We start from the raw sequence: 13,339 nt of genomic DNA on the forward strand, positions 1-13,339 counted from the left end.
TGCCGGTATTGCCGCCCCGCCTGAGCAAGATCGCGCAGCTCACGGGCGGTCCGGCGGAGCTGCCTCGGAAGGCGACAGCTAGCCTCGTGGGGCTATGGATCTCTCCCACGCCGCGCTGCTGCTCGCCGCCGGTCTCGCCGCTGGCACTGTCAACGCGGTGGCCGGTGGTGGCTCGCTGATCACCTTTCCGGCGATGATCGCGGTCGGGTTGCCCCCGGTGCCGGCGAACGTCAGCAATTCGGTCGCCGTCTTCCCCGGGTACGTGGCCAGCGTGGCGGGCAGCCGCCAGGACCTGCCGCGCCCCCGCGCCCTTGCGACGCTGGTGCCCACCACCATTGTCGGCACGATCCTCGGGGCGTTGCTGTTGCTGGCCACGCCGGCCCGCGCGTTCGAGCTGGTCGTACCCTTTCTGGTTCTCGGCGCGACAGCGGTCCTGGCCTTCCAGGACCCGCTGCGCCGGCTGGTCGGTCACCCCCGGGACCTGTCGCCACGCCAGCGGACGGTCGCGGTGCAGACGATGGTCGCGCTCGGCGCGGTGTACGGCGGGTACTTCGGTGCTGCCCTCGGGGTGATGCTGGTCGCCGGGCTGGCCCTGGTGCTGGACGCGACCCTGGCGCGGGTGAGCGCGATCAAGAATCTGCTGTCCGCCGTGGTGGGGTTGACGACGCTCGTGGTGTTCGCCCTGTTCGGCCCGGTGAACTGGGCGGCCGTCGCGGTGGTCGCGCCGGCCACCCTCATCGGGGGGTACGCGGGCGCGCGGCTCGTCCGTCGGCTGCCGCCGGTGCTGCTCAAGGGGCTGATCGTGGTGTTCGGTACGACGATCGGCCTCTACCTGCTCTACCGCGCCCTGACCTGAGCGCACCCGCCCCGGCGTCGCTGCCTAGATCCGCACAACATCCGGGATGTTGCTGCCTCAGCGGACCCGGAGGCAGCAACATCCCCGAAAGTGCGCGGATCTTGGGGCGGGTGCTCGGGGCGCGCGGGGCGGGGCGGGCGGGCGGCGCGAGCGGGGCGGGCGGGGCGGGCGGGCGGACGGCGCGAGCACGCGGCACTCAGTAGGCCTCGCCTACCGGCTCCTCGACGGCCTTCTCGTTGTCGGCGGCGGCGCGGTTCCAGCGGGACCAGAGGACCCGTTCGCCGTAGCCGGCGGCCATCACGTGCGCGAAGGCCAGGTAGACGAGGACGCCGACGGCGAGCACAGCGAAGCCGACCCAGAACGGCAGGGCCAGCGAGTGTTCGGCGAGCTTGCCGGAGATGATCGGCGCCGGTGCGGCGGCGCCCCAGCGGACCAGGTTGAACGCGCCGGTGGCGACCCGCCGGTCGCTGGATCCGAGGCCGAGGGCCAGGTCGGTGAGGTTGGCGTTGGCCATCCCCATGCAGAGTCCGGCGAGCACCAGCACGACGAGCGACTCGGCGGTGCCGGTGGAGGTGGCGAAGAGGACCATGCAGACGAGCAGCCCGGCGATGGCCACGCCGACGGTCTGCACGGCGCCGATGCGGTGGGCCAGGCGGTGGCCGATCACCAGGATGCCGGCGGCCAGGCCGAGACCCCAGCCGGTGAACGCCAGCCCCAGCGGGATGATGTCCAGCTTGAGGAAGAGCGGCGTGTAGCCGAGGACCACGAAGAACACGAAGTTGTACGCGGCGGTCACCGCGCAGAGGGCGATGAACGCCGGGCGGCGGAACGTGGCGAAGATCTGGCCGACGCGTACCGGGGGTTGGCGGTTGGCGGGTTCGCGGAGCTTGCGGGAGGCCACGCCGAGGGCGAGGACCATGAAGACGCCGCAGACGAAGAAGGGCAGCCGCCAGCTGACCTCGCCGAGCAGGCCGCCGATGAGTGGCCCGACGGCGAAGCCGAGACCGAGGGCGGTCTCGAAGAGGCCGACCACCCACTCCCGGTCGACGGCCAGGTTGACCAGCACCACCATGGCGGTGGCGAAGAACATCGCGTTGCCCAGCCCCCAGACGCCGCGCAGCACGGAGAGCTGCACGATGGTGTCGCTGAACGAGGCGAGGATCGCGGCGACGCCGACCACCGAGACACCGGTGATGAGCACCGGCTTGAAGCCGAACCGGCCGCTGGCCAGCGTCGCCGGGATCATGCCGACGGCCATGACCGCGATGTACGCGGTGAACAGCAACTCGACCTGCCACGCGGTGACGCCGATCGCGTCGCCGATGGCGGGCAGGATCGGGTCGACGACGGCGATGCCGGCGATGGCGAGGAAGGCCACCAGTGTGGTGGCGTAGATGGCACTGCGGTTCGGTTCGGAACGCCGATCCACTCCGACTCCCCAATTAGCTGTATCGTACAGGTACTTATTCTGTATCATACAGCTATGAGCGACGACGACGAGATCACCCTGGGCCGCATCGAGACCGAGGTGGCCCTGCTGATGCGCTTCGGCGAGGCGACCCGGCGGGCCACCGGCACCGCCGAGCACCGGGTGCTCGACCGGGCGGCGTACGTGATCCTGCGGCACCTGGACAACACCGGCCCGCAGAACGTCTCCGCGCTCGCCGCCCAACTCAACCTCGACGGCTCGACTGTGACCCGGCAGGTGTCCGCGCTCCAGCGCGACGGCCTGATCACGCGTACCCCGGACCCGTCCGACGGCCGAGGCACCGTCATCTCCGCCACCACCGCCGGCCTGCAACGGATGGCGGCGGTGCGGTCCGCACGGACCCGGCTCTACGGCGACATGCTGGCCGACTGGAGCGACGAGGACCGGGCCACGCTGGCCACTCTCCTGGGCCGCCTCAACCAGGCCCTGGTGAACCGCAACCGCCGCCGCTGACCCCTACCCGTGCCCGCCCGGCCGGGTGTCAGGAGAACGTTCGCCGCGCCCAGGTGCGGAAGTCGGTGGTGGGCAGGTCGAGGGCACGGGTCATCTCCGGACGGGCGGGGCTGCCGATCTCGTTGATCCGCTCGACGGCGTTGACCATGGCGGGCAGCAGGCCACGCTCGACGGCCTCCTGCGGGGTGAGCACGGGAGCGGTGATCGCCCGGCCGGTGACGTCGCTCAGGATGGCCGCGACCTCGGTCATGGTGAGCAGGTCGCCGGCCAGTTCGACGTCCTGGCCGTCCAGCTTTCCCGGGTTGGTGAAAGCGATCGCCGCGGCTTCGCCGATGTCGTCGACGGCGATCCACGGGAGTCGCGTGTCCGCGGCGAAGCCGGTGATGATGGTGCCGGTGGACCAGTCGCCGAAGAGGTACGACCAGCCGACGAGGTTTTCCATGAAGGTCGAGGGCTTCAGGACGGTCCAGTGCGCGAACCCGCCCGAGCGCACCATCTCGTCGATGGCGGCCTTGCTCTCCCAGTAGTGCCTGTCCCACCGACCCTCCGCCCATCCGGGCTGGTTGCGGTGGAAGTCCCCGGCACCCGAGACGCTGCTGTGCACGACGTGCGACACGCCGGCCCGGCGCGCCGCCTCGATCACGTTGCGGCCGCGGGTCACCTCGGCGTCGCCCTGCATGTCGGTCACGTCCGGGTACGGGATGGAGAAGAGGCCGTCCATCCCGTCGGCCGCGGCGAGCAGCGAGTTGGCGTCGTCCAGGTCGCCGGTGACCAGTTCGGCGCCCCGAGCTCGCAGAGCCTGGGCGTTGTCGGTGCCGGGATCGCGGACCAGGGCGCGGACCGGGACGCCACGGTCGAGCAATGCTCGGGCGGTGGCCCCGCCCTGCTTGCCCGTCGCGCCGATGACGAGAACAGCCATGATGCCTCCCGAGAATTAAGTGGGGTGGGCCCCCACTTCTCGTCGGCTACGATATGGGGGACCACCCCACTTCCGCAAGGCGGGCCATGAGAGCGGACGCGCAGCGCAACTACGACCTCATCGTCACGGCGGCCTCCCAGGCGATCGCCCGCGACGGCGCGTACGCCTCGCTGGAAGAGATCGCCCGCTCCGCCGGGGTGGGATCGGCGACCCTGCACCGGCACTTCCCCACCCGGTGGTCGCTGCTCCAGGCGATCTTCCGCGACTGTGTCCGCAACCTGGCAGCGCGCGCCGGAGACCTGCACAGCGCTCCGGACGCCCTCGACGCGCTGACGACCTGGCTGCACGAGGTCACCGCGTACGCCACCACGACCCGCGGCCTCGCGGACTCGCTCCTGAACGAGCCCGCCAAGGAGAGCGACACCTGCGGTGGGACGCTCGTCGCCGCCGGCGAACCACTGCTGCGCCGAGCCGTCGACGAGGGCTCCGTACGGCCCGACATCACCATGGGCGACCTGATGATCCTCGCCAACGGCATCTCACTCGCCGCGCAACCGATGGGCGCGGCCAAGGCGGAACAACTACTGACCCTCGCCCTGAAGGGAATCGGCCCCTAGCCGCCGCCCCTGCAAACCGACGCTGATCGGTCCACAAGGGCTCGTGAGGCCAGGCTTCGTCGATCATGGAGTTGTGGTGGGGACGATGGCGGTGAAAAGCCATCAACCCGGCACCACAACTCCATGATCGACGGGGTGGGGGGCGGGGACGGAGACGGGGACGGGGGGCGGGGCGGGGACGCGGGGGTTAGGCGACTGGTTCGCGGGCTGAGTCGGCGTTTCGGTCGGGGCCGGGGGTGATCCGGGGGTCGCCCTCGTCGGCGAAGTAGTCGTCCGGCTCTGTGCCGTCGACTCCTTCGTCCGCCTTCGCGGCCCGCAGTGCCAGCGTCACCAGCGCAGCGACGGCCAGGTTGACCGCCACCGCCACGATGCCGACGTAGATCGTCTTGGTGGTGTCGAACCCGAACTCGGACAGCGGGAACGCCGAACCACCGAAGTGCTTCTTCGTCGGGCTGGCCACCTGGTAGAGCATCCACATGCCCAACCCCATCCCGACCGCCCAGCCGGCGATCAGGCCGGCGCGGTGGAACCATCGGGTGTAGAGGCCCAACGCCACCGCCGGCAGCGTCTGGAGGATGATCACGCCGCCGATCAGCTGGAGGTCGATGGAGAACTGCGGGTCGAGGAAGACGATGCAGGCCACCGCGCCGACCTTCACCACCAGCGAGGTGATCTTCGAGACGTTGGCCTCCTGGGCCGGTGAGGCGTCCCGCTTCAGGTACTCCTTGTAGATGTTGCGGGTGAACAGGTTCGCCGCCGCGATCGACATGATCGCCGCCGGCACCAGCGCGCCGATGCCGATCGCCGCGTACGCGACACCGGCGAACCAGTCCGGGAACTGCTGGTCGAACAGCAGCGGCACGACGGTGTTGTTGTCCACCGACCCTGCGGAAGCCCCCGGCAGCGGCTTCACGCCGGCCGCGATGGCCATGTAGCCGAGCAGGGCGATCAACCCGAGCAGCAGGCTGTACGCGGGCAGCGCCGACATGTTCCGCTTGATCACGTCGCGGTTCCGGCTGGCCAGCACACCGGTGATGCTGTGCGGGTAGAGGAAGAGCGCCAACGCCGAACCGAACGCCAGCGTCACGTACTGGAGCTGGTTGTTGCCGTTGAGCAGGATGCCGTCGTTCGGGTTGGGCGAGGCGTCGAACTTCGCGTCCGCCGCGGCGAAGATGTCACCCCAACCGCCCAGCTTGTACGGCAGGTAGATGACCGCCACCAGGATGACGATGTAGATCAGGCTGTCCTTGACGAACGCGATCAGCGCCGGCGCGCGCAGCCCGGACTGGTACGTGTACGCGGCCAGGATGGCGAACGCGATGATGATCGGCAGGTGCCGGGCCAGCGCGTTGTCGCCGGTGACCCCCATCGTCTTGAGCACCGCCTCGATGCCGACCAACTGCAACGCGATGTACGGCATGGTGGCCACGATGCCGGTGATCGCGATCAGCAGGGCCAGCACCGGCGAGTCGAAGCGCTTACGGACGAAGTCGGCAGGCGTGACGAACCCGTGCCGGTGCGACACCGACCAGAGCCGGACCAGCACCAGGAACACCAACGGATAGATCACGATGGTGTACGGCACGGCGAAGAACCCGGCCGCCCCCGCCCCGAACATCAGCGCCGGCACCGCCACGAAGGTGTACGCCGTGTAGAGGTCGCCACCGACCAGGAACCAGGTGATCCAGCCGCCGAAGCTGCGCCCGCCCAGGCCCCACTCGTCCAGGTGCGCCATGTCCTTCGGGGCGCGCCAGCGGGCGGCGACGAAGCCCATCGCGCTGACCAGGAGGAACAGCAGCGTGAAGACGATGATCTCGGTGAGATGGTCGCGCCACATCAGGAGTCACCTCGCTTCTTGGTCATCTGGTACACGAGCGTCGTGGTGCCGACGCCGAGCAGGATGAACGCCAGTTGCAGCCAGTAGAAGCGGGGGAACCCGAAGACCCGGGGCGAGTCGCCGTTGAAGAAGGCCGGGACCAGCGGCACCACGATGGGGATGAAGAGCAACCAGTTCCAGGGGCTGTGGTCCTTCGCCCTGGTCGGCGCCGTAGTGGGCGCCTCCGGTTCCGGTGCAGCCATCTGACACACCTCCGGGGAGTCGAGGCTCTCGATGTAACGGCCGGAGGCTACGACTTTGTGACGGCCGTCACGCGACCCGTTCGGAGGGTGCTGCGCCGAACGGCCGGCCGGCTGCGCCGAACGGCGCGACCGACCGGCCGATTGGTGAACCGCTCAGAGAGCGGCGAGGTGGGAGGTGTCGTTGACGGTGCGGACGGCGACGCCACCGTCGGGCCACATGTCGAGCACCGAGATCCCGGCCGCGTCCAGGAAGAGCCGGTGCAGGAACCCGTCGCCGGCGGCGAGGGCGTCGCGCAGCATCAGCTTGATCGGCGAGACGTGCGAGACGAGCACCACCGTCTCCCCGGGGTACGCGGTGAGCAGCCCCGCCACGACACGGTGGGCGCGTTCGGCGACGTGGGTGAACGACTCCCCGCCCGGCGGGGCGACCCGGGGTGAGGCGAGCCAGGCGTCCATCTCCCCCGGCCAGCCCTCGCGCACCTCGGCGAAGGTGCGCCCCTCCCACTGGCCGAAGTCGCACTCGATCAGGTCGTCCTCGGTGCGCACCGGCACGTCACCCAGCGCGCCGGCGATGGCCGCCGCGGTGGCCGTACACCGGGACAGTGGTGAGCTGAGCACGGCCGCGACGGTCGGGGCCAGCGCGGCCACCCGGGTGGCGGTCTCGCGGACCTGGGCGCGGCCCTTCGCGGAGAGGGGCACGTCGCCGCGACCGGAGTAGCGGCCCTGCTCGGTGTACTCGGTCTCGCCGTGCCGAACCAGGATCAGCCGGGTGGCGGTGAAGGTCGGGCGGGGCTCCCACGACGCCGGGGCGGTCGCCGGGTCACTGCCGACCGCCGGGGCCGTCGCCTTGTCACTGCCGACGGCCGGGGCGGCGGCGCCCGTCGACGGGGGTCGGCCGGCGGCGGTGTCCATGGCGGCGTTGGCGAGCGCGTCGGCGTGCCGGTTCTGGTCGCGGGGGATCCAGGCGAACCGGACCGCGGCGAAGCGGCCCACCAGCCCGGCCGCCTGGGCGGCCAGGGGTCGCAGACCGGGGTGCTTGATCTGCCACCGGCCGCACATCTGCTCGACGACCAGCTTGGAGTCCATCCGGACGTCCACCTCGGCGGCACCCAGCTCGGCGGCGGCGGTCAGCCCGGCGATCAGGCCCTGGTACTCGGCGACGTTGTTGGTCGCCGTGCCCAGCGACTCGGAGCGCTCGGCCAGCACCTCACCGGTCTCCGAGTCACGGACCACGGCACCGTAGCCGGCGGGGCCGGGATTGCCCCGGGACCCGCCGTCGGCTTCGACGGTGACCACGCGCGGCGCCACGACCTACAGACCCGACTCGTTGGTGCGGACCATGATCCGTCGGCAGTCCTCGCAGCGGACCACGTCGTCGGGGGCGGCTCCGCGGATCCGGGCCAGGTCGGCGCCGGACAGCTCCAACCGGCACCCGCCGCAGCGGCCGGCGGTGAGCAGCGCGGCGCCCAGCCCGGTGTCCTCGCGGATCTTGTCGTAGAGCTTGACCAGGTCGGCCGGGAGGTCGGAGGCGAGCGGCTGACGGGCCCCCCGCTTGAACTCCTCCTCCTTGGCGATCTCGGCCATCGCCTCGTCGCGGCGCTGCTCGGTAGCGGCCCGCTTGTCGCGGGCGTCGGCCAACCGCTGCTCCACCCCGTCGAGGACGCCCTGCGCGGTCTCCCGCTGCTCCATCAGCTCCAGCTCGGCGTCCTCCAGGTCGCCCTGACGGCGGTTGAGCGAGACCAGCTCGTGCTGGAGCGCCTCCAACTCGCGGGCGGGGCCGGTGCCGGCGGCGAGCCGGTTCTCGTCCTTCTCCTTGCGGGCCCGGACCTGCTCGACGTCCTTCTCCATCCGGGCGATGTCCCGGTCCAGGTCGTCGACCGCCACCTGGGCGCGGACCCGCTCGTCCTCCAACGCCGACAACTCCCGGGCCAACGCCTCCAGCTCGGCCCGCTCGGGCAGCGACCGCCGACGGTGGGCGAGCTGGGCGAGGTTGGTGTCGATCGCCTGGAGGTCGAGCAGGCGGCGCTGCACCTGAGGGTCAGCCTTCACGGTCGGGGCTCCTTGTCGTCCACAACGGGTGCGGCGGCGTGCACTGTCCACGGGTCGGTATCCAGGTCGGACACCAGCGTCTCGACGCCCAACGCCTCCCGGAGGAGGTCGGCCAGGTCGTCCAGCCACGGTCGTTCGGTCGCCCAGTGGGCGGCGTCGATCAGGGCGGGACCATCGGCGGCGAGGTGCTCGCCGGCCGGGTGGTGCCGCAGGTCGGCGGTGAGGAATGCGTCCACCCCGGCGGCGGTCGCGGCGCCGAGGAAACTGTCCCCCGACCCGCCGCTGACGGCGAGGGTACGAACCATACGCCGGGGATCGCCCGCAGCGCGAACTCCCCAGGACGTGACGGGAAGCACGGCGGCGGCGTGCCGGGTCAGCTCGGCGAGGGTCATCGGCCGGGGCAGCTCGCCGATCCGACCGAAGCCCCGGTCGTCGCCGTGGGCGGGCGAGCCGGGCGCGGGTCGCAGCAGTGGCCGCAGCCCGGTCAGCCCGAACCGGGCGGCGAGGGCGTCGGAGACGCCGGGGGCGGCCACGTCGGCGTTGGTGTGCGCCGCGTAGAGCGCCACCCCGGCGCGGATCAGGTCGTGGATGATCCGCCCCTTGAAGGTCGTCGGAGCGACCGAGGAGACGCCGCGCAGCAGCAGAGGGTGATGCGAGACGATCATGTCGGCGTCGGCGGCCAGCGCCTCGGCGACCGTCTCGGGCACCACGTCGACCACACAGAGCACCCGGCGCACCGGCGCGGACGGCTCACCGAGCACCAGGCCCACCCGGTCCCACTCCTCGGCCCAGGCAGGCGGGAAACGCCGTTCCAGCTCGGCCACCACGTCGGTCACCGTCGGCGCGGATCCGCTTGTGCTCACGGCGGGCCAGCTTACCGGCGCGAGGACCGCCGGGCGGTGACGCCCGCCCGGCCACGTCGACCGGAAGCCCTGCCGTCGAACCCTTGGCGGCGTGGCAAGGCCCCCGCCGTCGGACCCTAGGCGGCGTTCGCGGCGACGGTGTGCAGCGCGGCCAGAGGCTTCGCCCACGGGAACGCGGACAGGTGCTGCTCCCCCGTTCCCGGCGGGTGCAACGCGACCACATGATCACCGAAGAGCACAGTGACACCCCACTCGGCCAGTCGGGCCACCCCGGCGCGGAACGCCGGGTGGGCGGCCATCGCCACATTGGTGTACGGCACGGCCACGATCGGGATGCCCTTGCCCTGCGCCTCGACCAGCAGGCCGAGCGCGAGGGTGTCGGCGATCCCGGCCGCCCACTTGTTGACGGTGTTGACGGTGGCCGGGCAGACGATCATGGCGTCGGCGGGCGGCAGCACGTCCGGGTCACCGGGGTTCTTGTAGTGCGTCCGCACCGGATGTCCGGTCTGCCGAACGAGTGCCGACTGGTCGACGAACTTCGCGCCGTCCGGCGTGGTGACCACGCAGACGTCCCAACCATCCTGTTGGGCGAGGTCGACCAGAAGGCCGACGTGCCGTGCCAGCGGCGAGCCGCAGGCGATGACGTAGAGCACCTCGCGGTGCCCGCTGGTACGCGGTGAGCCGGCCATCAAACCGGCTCCGCGCTCATACCCCTACTCCCATGTGCTCAGCCAACTCCGCTACCGGAGAAGGCGGCGCACCACGTGTGCGACGAAGGACGTCCGACATCACCTCGTGCGCGATCGGCCGGCAACGGATCTCCGACGGGGCGAGCCGATCGCCGAGCAGCAGCATCTCGCCGGCGTTCGCCACGTCGCCCATCTGGGCGTACCCGCGGGCGATGTCGAGCAGGTGGTGGGCGCGGCGTTCGGGCAGCAACGCGTTGAAGGAGGGTTCCGCGATGCGCAACTGGTGCACCTCCACGGCCCGACCACCGTCGCCCAGCTCGACGGCGGCGGCGGCCCGGTGCAACTCGACGTTCGTCGGGCCGAACGACGTCCAGTAGTGGTTGTAGTCGCCACCGAGCAGGGTGGCGGCCTCCTGAGCGCAGTTGATCAGGTCGTCGACGCTCGCCGTGTCGCCGATCCGCGACGCGGCCATCGCCCCCTGGAGCAGCAGCATCCCGTAGACGGAGAGCCGGGCCGGGGACACCTCGTTGCCGCCGCCCGGGGCCAACCGGTTGGCGATCTGGACGTTCAGCTCCAGCGCCGGCCGGGCCCGGCCCATCGCGACCAGGGCGTTGCAGACCCGGGTGGTGGCGATCCCGGCCAGCAGCGGGTCGTCGGCCCGCTGGGCCACCGCCATCGACCGGTCGGCGGCCAGCCAGGCGAGCTCGCACTCACCGAGTTTGCGCAGCACCGACGAGGCGATCTGGTAGACCTGCCCGAGCAGGTGGGCCGCCTCGATCGCCCGGTCACCGCCGTACGCGGCGTCGGCCGCCTGCGCGTCGCGCAGCAGCTTGGGCAGCGCCCGGGTGAGCATCCCGTAGCGGCCGTACTGATAGGTGAGCCAGGCGTGGTTGACGGCCTTGCGCATGTCGTCCAGCGGCGGCGGGGAGGGCGCCGCGTCGAAGTACGCGCTCATCGAGTCGTAGCGCTCCAACGCCGCCCGGATCTCCTGCACCTCGATCTGGTCGATGCAGTTCAGCGCGTCGGTGCGGCGCTCCGGGTCCTTGCCCATGAGGAGTTGGACGTCCACCTGGAGGATGTCGGCGATCTCGTACAGGACGGAGAACTTGTCCAACCGGCGGACGCCGCGTTCGACCTTGTCCACCCAGCTCTTCGACTTGCCCAGTCGGTCCGCGAAGACCTGCTGCGACATCTTCCGCCGCCCGCGCCAGTAGGCGACCCGCCGTCCAATGGGTAGCTCGTCCATCTCCCCATCCTCCCCTGCGCGACGACCGATCGAGCCGAAGCTATGTACACGGGCGCGGCGGCCTTCGTTCACTTTCACGTTTCCGCTGGTCGCACAGGATGTACGTCAGCCGGACAGCCAGTCCTCGTACTTTTCGTGCAAGTTGCACGAGCCGTTCGTCAACCTCAACGATCGTGGGTTACGGCAGTGACGGTGCTCGACATGGGACCTGGCGAACGCCGGGCCCGACGAGGGGAGATGGCACACATGTGGGGGAATGTCGGACCGCGCGTCGCCGAACTGTCGCCGCTGGAACGGGTCCGGCTGCGCCGGGTCGCCATGCGGTACGCCGCACACGGCTGGCAGGTCACCCCGGGTGCCTGTCTGGCCCGCAGCCGCTTCGTCTGCGGGCGTGCCGGCTGTCCCACGGTGGGCTGCCACCCCGCCCTGGAGAACTGGGAACTGGCCGCCAGCGCCGACCCGGCCCGGGTGGCGACCTGGTGGCGGAACCGTCCGCACGGGGTGCTGCTGCCCACCGGCCGGGCCTTCGACGTGTTGGAGGTGCCCGCCCACCTGGGCCGGCTCGTCCTCGACGCGGTGCAGATCCACCCGGCCGGCACCGGCGTACGAGGGCCGGTGCTGGCCACGCCCACCGGGCGCTGGATGTTCCTGGTCCGCCCCGGCGACCCGCTGCGGCCGGAGCTGGAGCACTGCTTCCACGTGGTCCGGCACGGGCCGGGCTCGTGGATCCCCGCGCCGCCCACCCGGCTGCCCGAGGGCACGGTCCGCTGGGCGGTCGCGCCCGAGCAGGCCCGCTGGCAACTCCCGGACTCGTACCTCGTGCAGAACACGTTGATCGGGGCGCTGCGCGCCACCGGGGTGACGCTCGCTCCCGACCTGATACCCGGTCACCTGCCGCTGCCCCGGCGAGGAATGTGAAAAAGGGCCCTGTCCGACGATTCCATCCGGTGCCCGACAGCGTCGCCGGGGCACCGGTCCTCGTTGACAGGAGGACGGCGCGAATGCGCGCCACGATCGGGGGAAAGATGTCCACGCACGACAGAGCGTCCCATCCCGGCGGGACCGAACCACCCCGGCGCGGCCACCGACGACACCGCTGGGCCGGCACCCGACCGTCCGGCTCGCGCCCCGGCCGTCCGCGCCCCACCGGGTCCCGCCCCGCCGGCACCCACCGCCCGATCCGCTAGGGCCTGTGTCAAAGTCCTCGGTCGAGCCGAGGCGGAGTCCGGGCGGCGGTCCGGCAAGGCGGATGTTCGTTCGGATACCGGTGTTGTATCCGGGCGAACATCCAACGCGGCCGGTCGTCGTCCGGGCCCGCCGCAGGCCGGCCAGGGGCTTTGACACAGGCCCTAGTCGGTCAGCGGGATGCCGGCGGAGTAGTACTGACGGCCGTCGTCGGTGACGACGGCGTGGGTGTGGTCGTCCAGGCGGTCCAGCCAGCCGCGACCCGCTGCCCCCATGGCCAGGGCGGCGGTGGCGTACGCGTCGGCCACCCCGAGGTCGGTGCCGACCACCGTCACCGAGCGCAGTCCACCGGCCGGCGCCCCACGGCGCGGGTCCAGCACGTGCCGACCCCGCTCGTAGACCCCCGAGGTGGCCACGGCCAGGTCGGTCCCGCTGAGCACCAGGCACGTCGCCATCGCGTCCCACGGGTGCCGGATGCCGATCCGCCACGGCTCACCCGACGGCGACACACCGCGTACGCGCACGTCGCCACCGGCGTTCACGCAGTGGTTCGGGGCACCGGCGGCGAGCAGCCGATCCGAGGCGACCTGCGCCGCCCATCCCTTCACGAAACCGGACGGGTCGAGCCGCCCGGTGGCGTACGCGTCGAAGAACCCGTCGGTGGCGCCCCACAGGTCGGCGCAGGCCTCCAGCACGAACCGCAGGTCCGCCGACGCCTCGGAGAGCAGCACCTCACCCCGGTCGAAGCGACACACCTCGCTGTCCGGCTTGTACGTGCTGAACCGGGTGTCCACCTCGCGCATCCAGGCGAAGACGTCGTCCGCCAGCTCGCGCGCCCGCGCGGGCGGCAGGTCGTCGGCGAGGTCCAGTGTGATCGCCGTACCCATGATCTGC

At 71.4% G+C, this 13,339-nt stretch carries 14 protein-coding genes; 4 read left to right on the forward strand and 10 right to left on the reverse strand.

All coding sequences use genetic code 11. The features are described 5' to 3' along the window. Positions 1-94 precede the first annotated feature (94 nt). Positions 95-856, forward strand: coding sequence for a sulfite exporter TauE/SafE family protein (locus tag O7631_RS30220; protein ID WP_278147372.1), 762 nt, complete (start codon positions 95-97; stop codon positions 854-856). Positions 857-1,052: 196 nt separating this feature from the next. Here O7631_RS30220 and O7631_RS30225 read toward each other — a convergent pair whose 3' ends face one another. Next, entirely contained in the window at positions 1,053-2,285 is a 1,233-nt protein-coding gene (locus tag O7631_RS30225) for an MFS transporter (RefSeq protein ID WP_278147373.1), read from the reverse strand. 54 nt (positions 2,286-2,339) lie between these two features. Between O7631_RS30225 and O7631_RS30230 the strand changes: the two genes are divergently transcribed. Then, entirely contained in the window at positions 2,340-2,798 is a 459-nt protein-coding gene (locus tag O7631_RS30230; RefSeq protein WP_278147374.1) for a MarR family transcriptional regulator, read from the forward strand. Between the two features lie 28 nt (positions 2,799-2,826). Here the strand turns inward: O7631_RS30230 and O7631_RS30235 are convergent, their stop codons facing one another. Next, complete coding sequence (locus O7631_RS30235) at positions 2,827-3,717, reverse strand: NmrA/HSCARG family protein (protein ID WP_278147375.1); 891 nt, start codon at positions 3,715-3,717, stop codon at positions 2,827-2,829. Positions 3,718-3,803: 86 nt separating this feature from the next. Between O7631_RS30235 and O7631_RS30240 the strand changes: the two genes are divergently transcribed. Then, positions 3,804-4,334 (forward strand): helix-turn-helix domain-containing protein, encoded by a 531-nt coding sequence (locus tag O7631_RS30240; RefSeq protein ID WP_278147376.1) that lies wholly within the window; start codon positions 3,804-3,806, stop codon positions 4,332-4,334. A 187-nt stretch (positions 4,335-4,521) separates the two neighbouring features. Here the strand turns inward: O7631_RS30240 and O7631_RS30245 are convergent, their stop codons facing one another. The 7 genes from O7631_RS30245 to O7631_RS30275 all read right to left on the reverse strand — a co-directional run bounded on the left by O7631_RS30245 (position 4,522) and on the right by O7631_RS30275 (position 11,260). Beyond that, positions 4,522-6,171 (reverse strand): sodium:solute symporter, encoded by a 1,650-nt coding sequence (locus tag O7631_RS30245; RefSeq protein WP_278147377.1) that lies wholly within the window; start codon positions 6,169-6,171, stop codon positions 4,522-4,524. Then, a complete protein-coding gene (locus O7631_RS30250; protein WP_278147378.1) occupies positions 6,171-6,413 on the reverse strand; it encodes a DUF3311 domain-containing protein in 243 nt (80 codons plus the stop codon). Before O7631_RS30250 ends, O7631_RS30245 begins: the two co-directional genes overlap by 1 nt. Before the next feature lie 153 nt (positions 6,414-6,566). After that, positions 6,567-7,721, reverse strand: coding sequence for a bifunctional RNase H/acid phosphatase (locus tag O7631_RS30255; RefSeq protein ID WP_278147379.1), 1,155 nt, complete (start codon positions 7,719-7,721; stop codon positions 6,567-6,569). Positions 7,722-7,724: 3 nt separating this feature from the next. Then, the gene (locus O7631_RS30260) at positions 7,725-8,462 is read right to left on the reverse strand and encodes a C4-type zinc ribbon domain-containing protein (protein ID WP_269682937.1); all 738 of its coding nucleotides are present in this window, start codon (positions 8,460-8,462) and stop codon (positions 7,725-7,727) included. Then, the gene (locus O7631_RS30265; RefSeq protein WP_278148066.1) at positions 8,459-9,289 is read right to left on the reverse strand and encodes a Nif3-like dinuclear metal center hexameric protein; all 831 of its coding nucleotides are present in this window, start codon (positions 9,287-9,289) and stop codon (positions 8,459-8,461) included. Before O7631_RS30265 ends, O7631_RS30260 begins: the two co-directional genes overlap by 4 nt. A 152-nt stretch (positions 9,290-9,441) precedes the next feature. Then, complete coding sequence (locus O7631_RS30270) at positions 9,442-10,014, reverse strand: flavoprotein (RefSeq protein WP_088988255.1); 573 nt, start codon at positions 10,012-10,014, stop codon at positions 9,442-9,444. 16 nt (positions 10,015-10,030) lie between these two features. Further along, positions 10,031-11,260, reverse strand: a complete 1,230-nt coding sequence (locus O7631_RS30275; protein ID WP_278147380.1) for a helix-turn-helix domain-containing protein — start codon at positions 11,258-11,260, stop codon at positions 10,031-10,033. A 246-nt stretch (positions 11,261-11,506) separates the two neighbouring features. Here O7631_RS30275 and O7631_RS30280 point away from each other — a divergent pair, with 246 nt between their 5' ends. Then, the gene (locus tag O7631_RS30280) at positions 11,507-12,178 is read left to right on the forward strand and encodes a bifunctional DNA primase/polymerase (protein WP_145785505.1); all 672 of its coding nucleotides are present in this window, start codon (positions 11,507-11,509) and stop codon (positions 12,176-12,178) included. A 431-nt stretch (positions 12,179-12,609) separates the two neighbouring features. Here the strand turns inward: O7631_RS30280 and O7631_RS30285 are convergent, their stop codons facing one another. Then, the gene (locus tag O7631_RS30285; RefSeq protein ID WP_278148067.1) at positions 12,610-13,332 is read right to left on the reverse strand and encodes an FAD:protein FMN transferase; all 723 of its coding nucleotides are present in this window, start codon (positions 13,330-13,332) and stop codon (positions 12,610-12,612) included. Positions 13,333-13,339 lie beyond the last annotated feature (7 nt).

The organism is Micromonospora sp. WMMD967 (assembly GCF_029626165.1).
Lineage (GTDB): Bacteria > Actinomycetota > Actinomycetes > Mycobacteriales > Micromonosporaceae > Micromonospora > Micromonospora taraxaci.

Coding starts and splice junctions, on each gene's coding strand:
- O7631_RS30270 (WP_088988255.1), bottom strand. CDS start 10,014: ATGGCCGGCTCACCGCGTACCAGCGGGCACCGCGAGGTGCTCTACGTC.
- O7631_RS30285 (WP_278148067.1), bottom strand. CDS start 13,332: ATGGGTACGGCGATCACACTGGACCTCGCCGACGACCTGCCGCCCGCG.
- O7631_RS30280 (WP_145785505.1), top strand. CDS start 11,507: ATGTGGGGGAATGTCGGACCGCGCGTCGCCGAACTGTCGCCGCTGGAA.
- O7631_RS30220 (WP_278147372.1), top strand. CDS start 95: ATGGATCTCTCCCACGCCGCGCTGCTGCTCGCCGCCGGTCTCGCCGCT.
- O7631_RS30240 (WP_278147376.1), top strand. CDS start 3,804: ATGAGAGCGGACGCGCAGCGCAACTACGACCTCATCGTCACGGCGGCC.
- O7631_RS30235 (WP_278147375.1), bottom strand. CDS start 3,717: ATGGCTGTTCTCGTCATCGGCGCGACGGGCAAGCAGGGCGGGGCCACC.
- O7631_RS30230 (WP_278147374.1), top strand. CDS start 2,340: ATGAGCGACGACGACGAGATCACCCTGGGCCGCATCGAGACCGAGGTG.
- O7631_RS30250 (WP_278147378.1), bottom strand. CDS start 6,413: ATGGCTGCACCGGAACCGGAGGCGCCCACTACGGCGCCGACCAGGGCG.
- O7631_RS30275 (WP_278147380.1), bottom strand. CDS start 11,260: ATGGACGAGCTACCCATTGGACGGCGGGTCGCCTACTGGCGCGGGCGG.
- O7631_RS30245 (WP_278147377.1), bottom strand. CDS start 6,171: ATGTGGCGCGACCATCTCACCGAGATCATCGTCTTCACGCTGCTGTTC.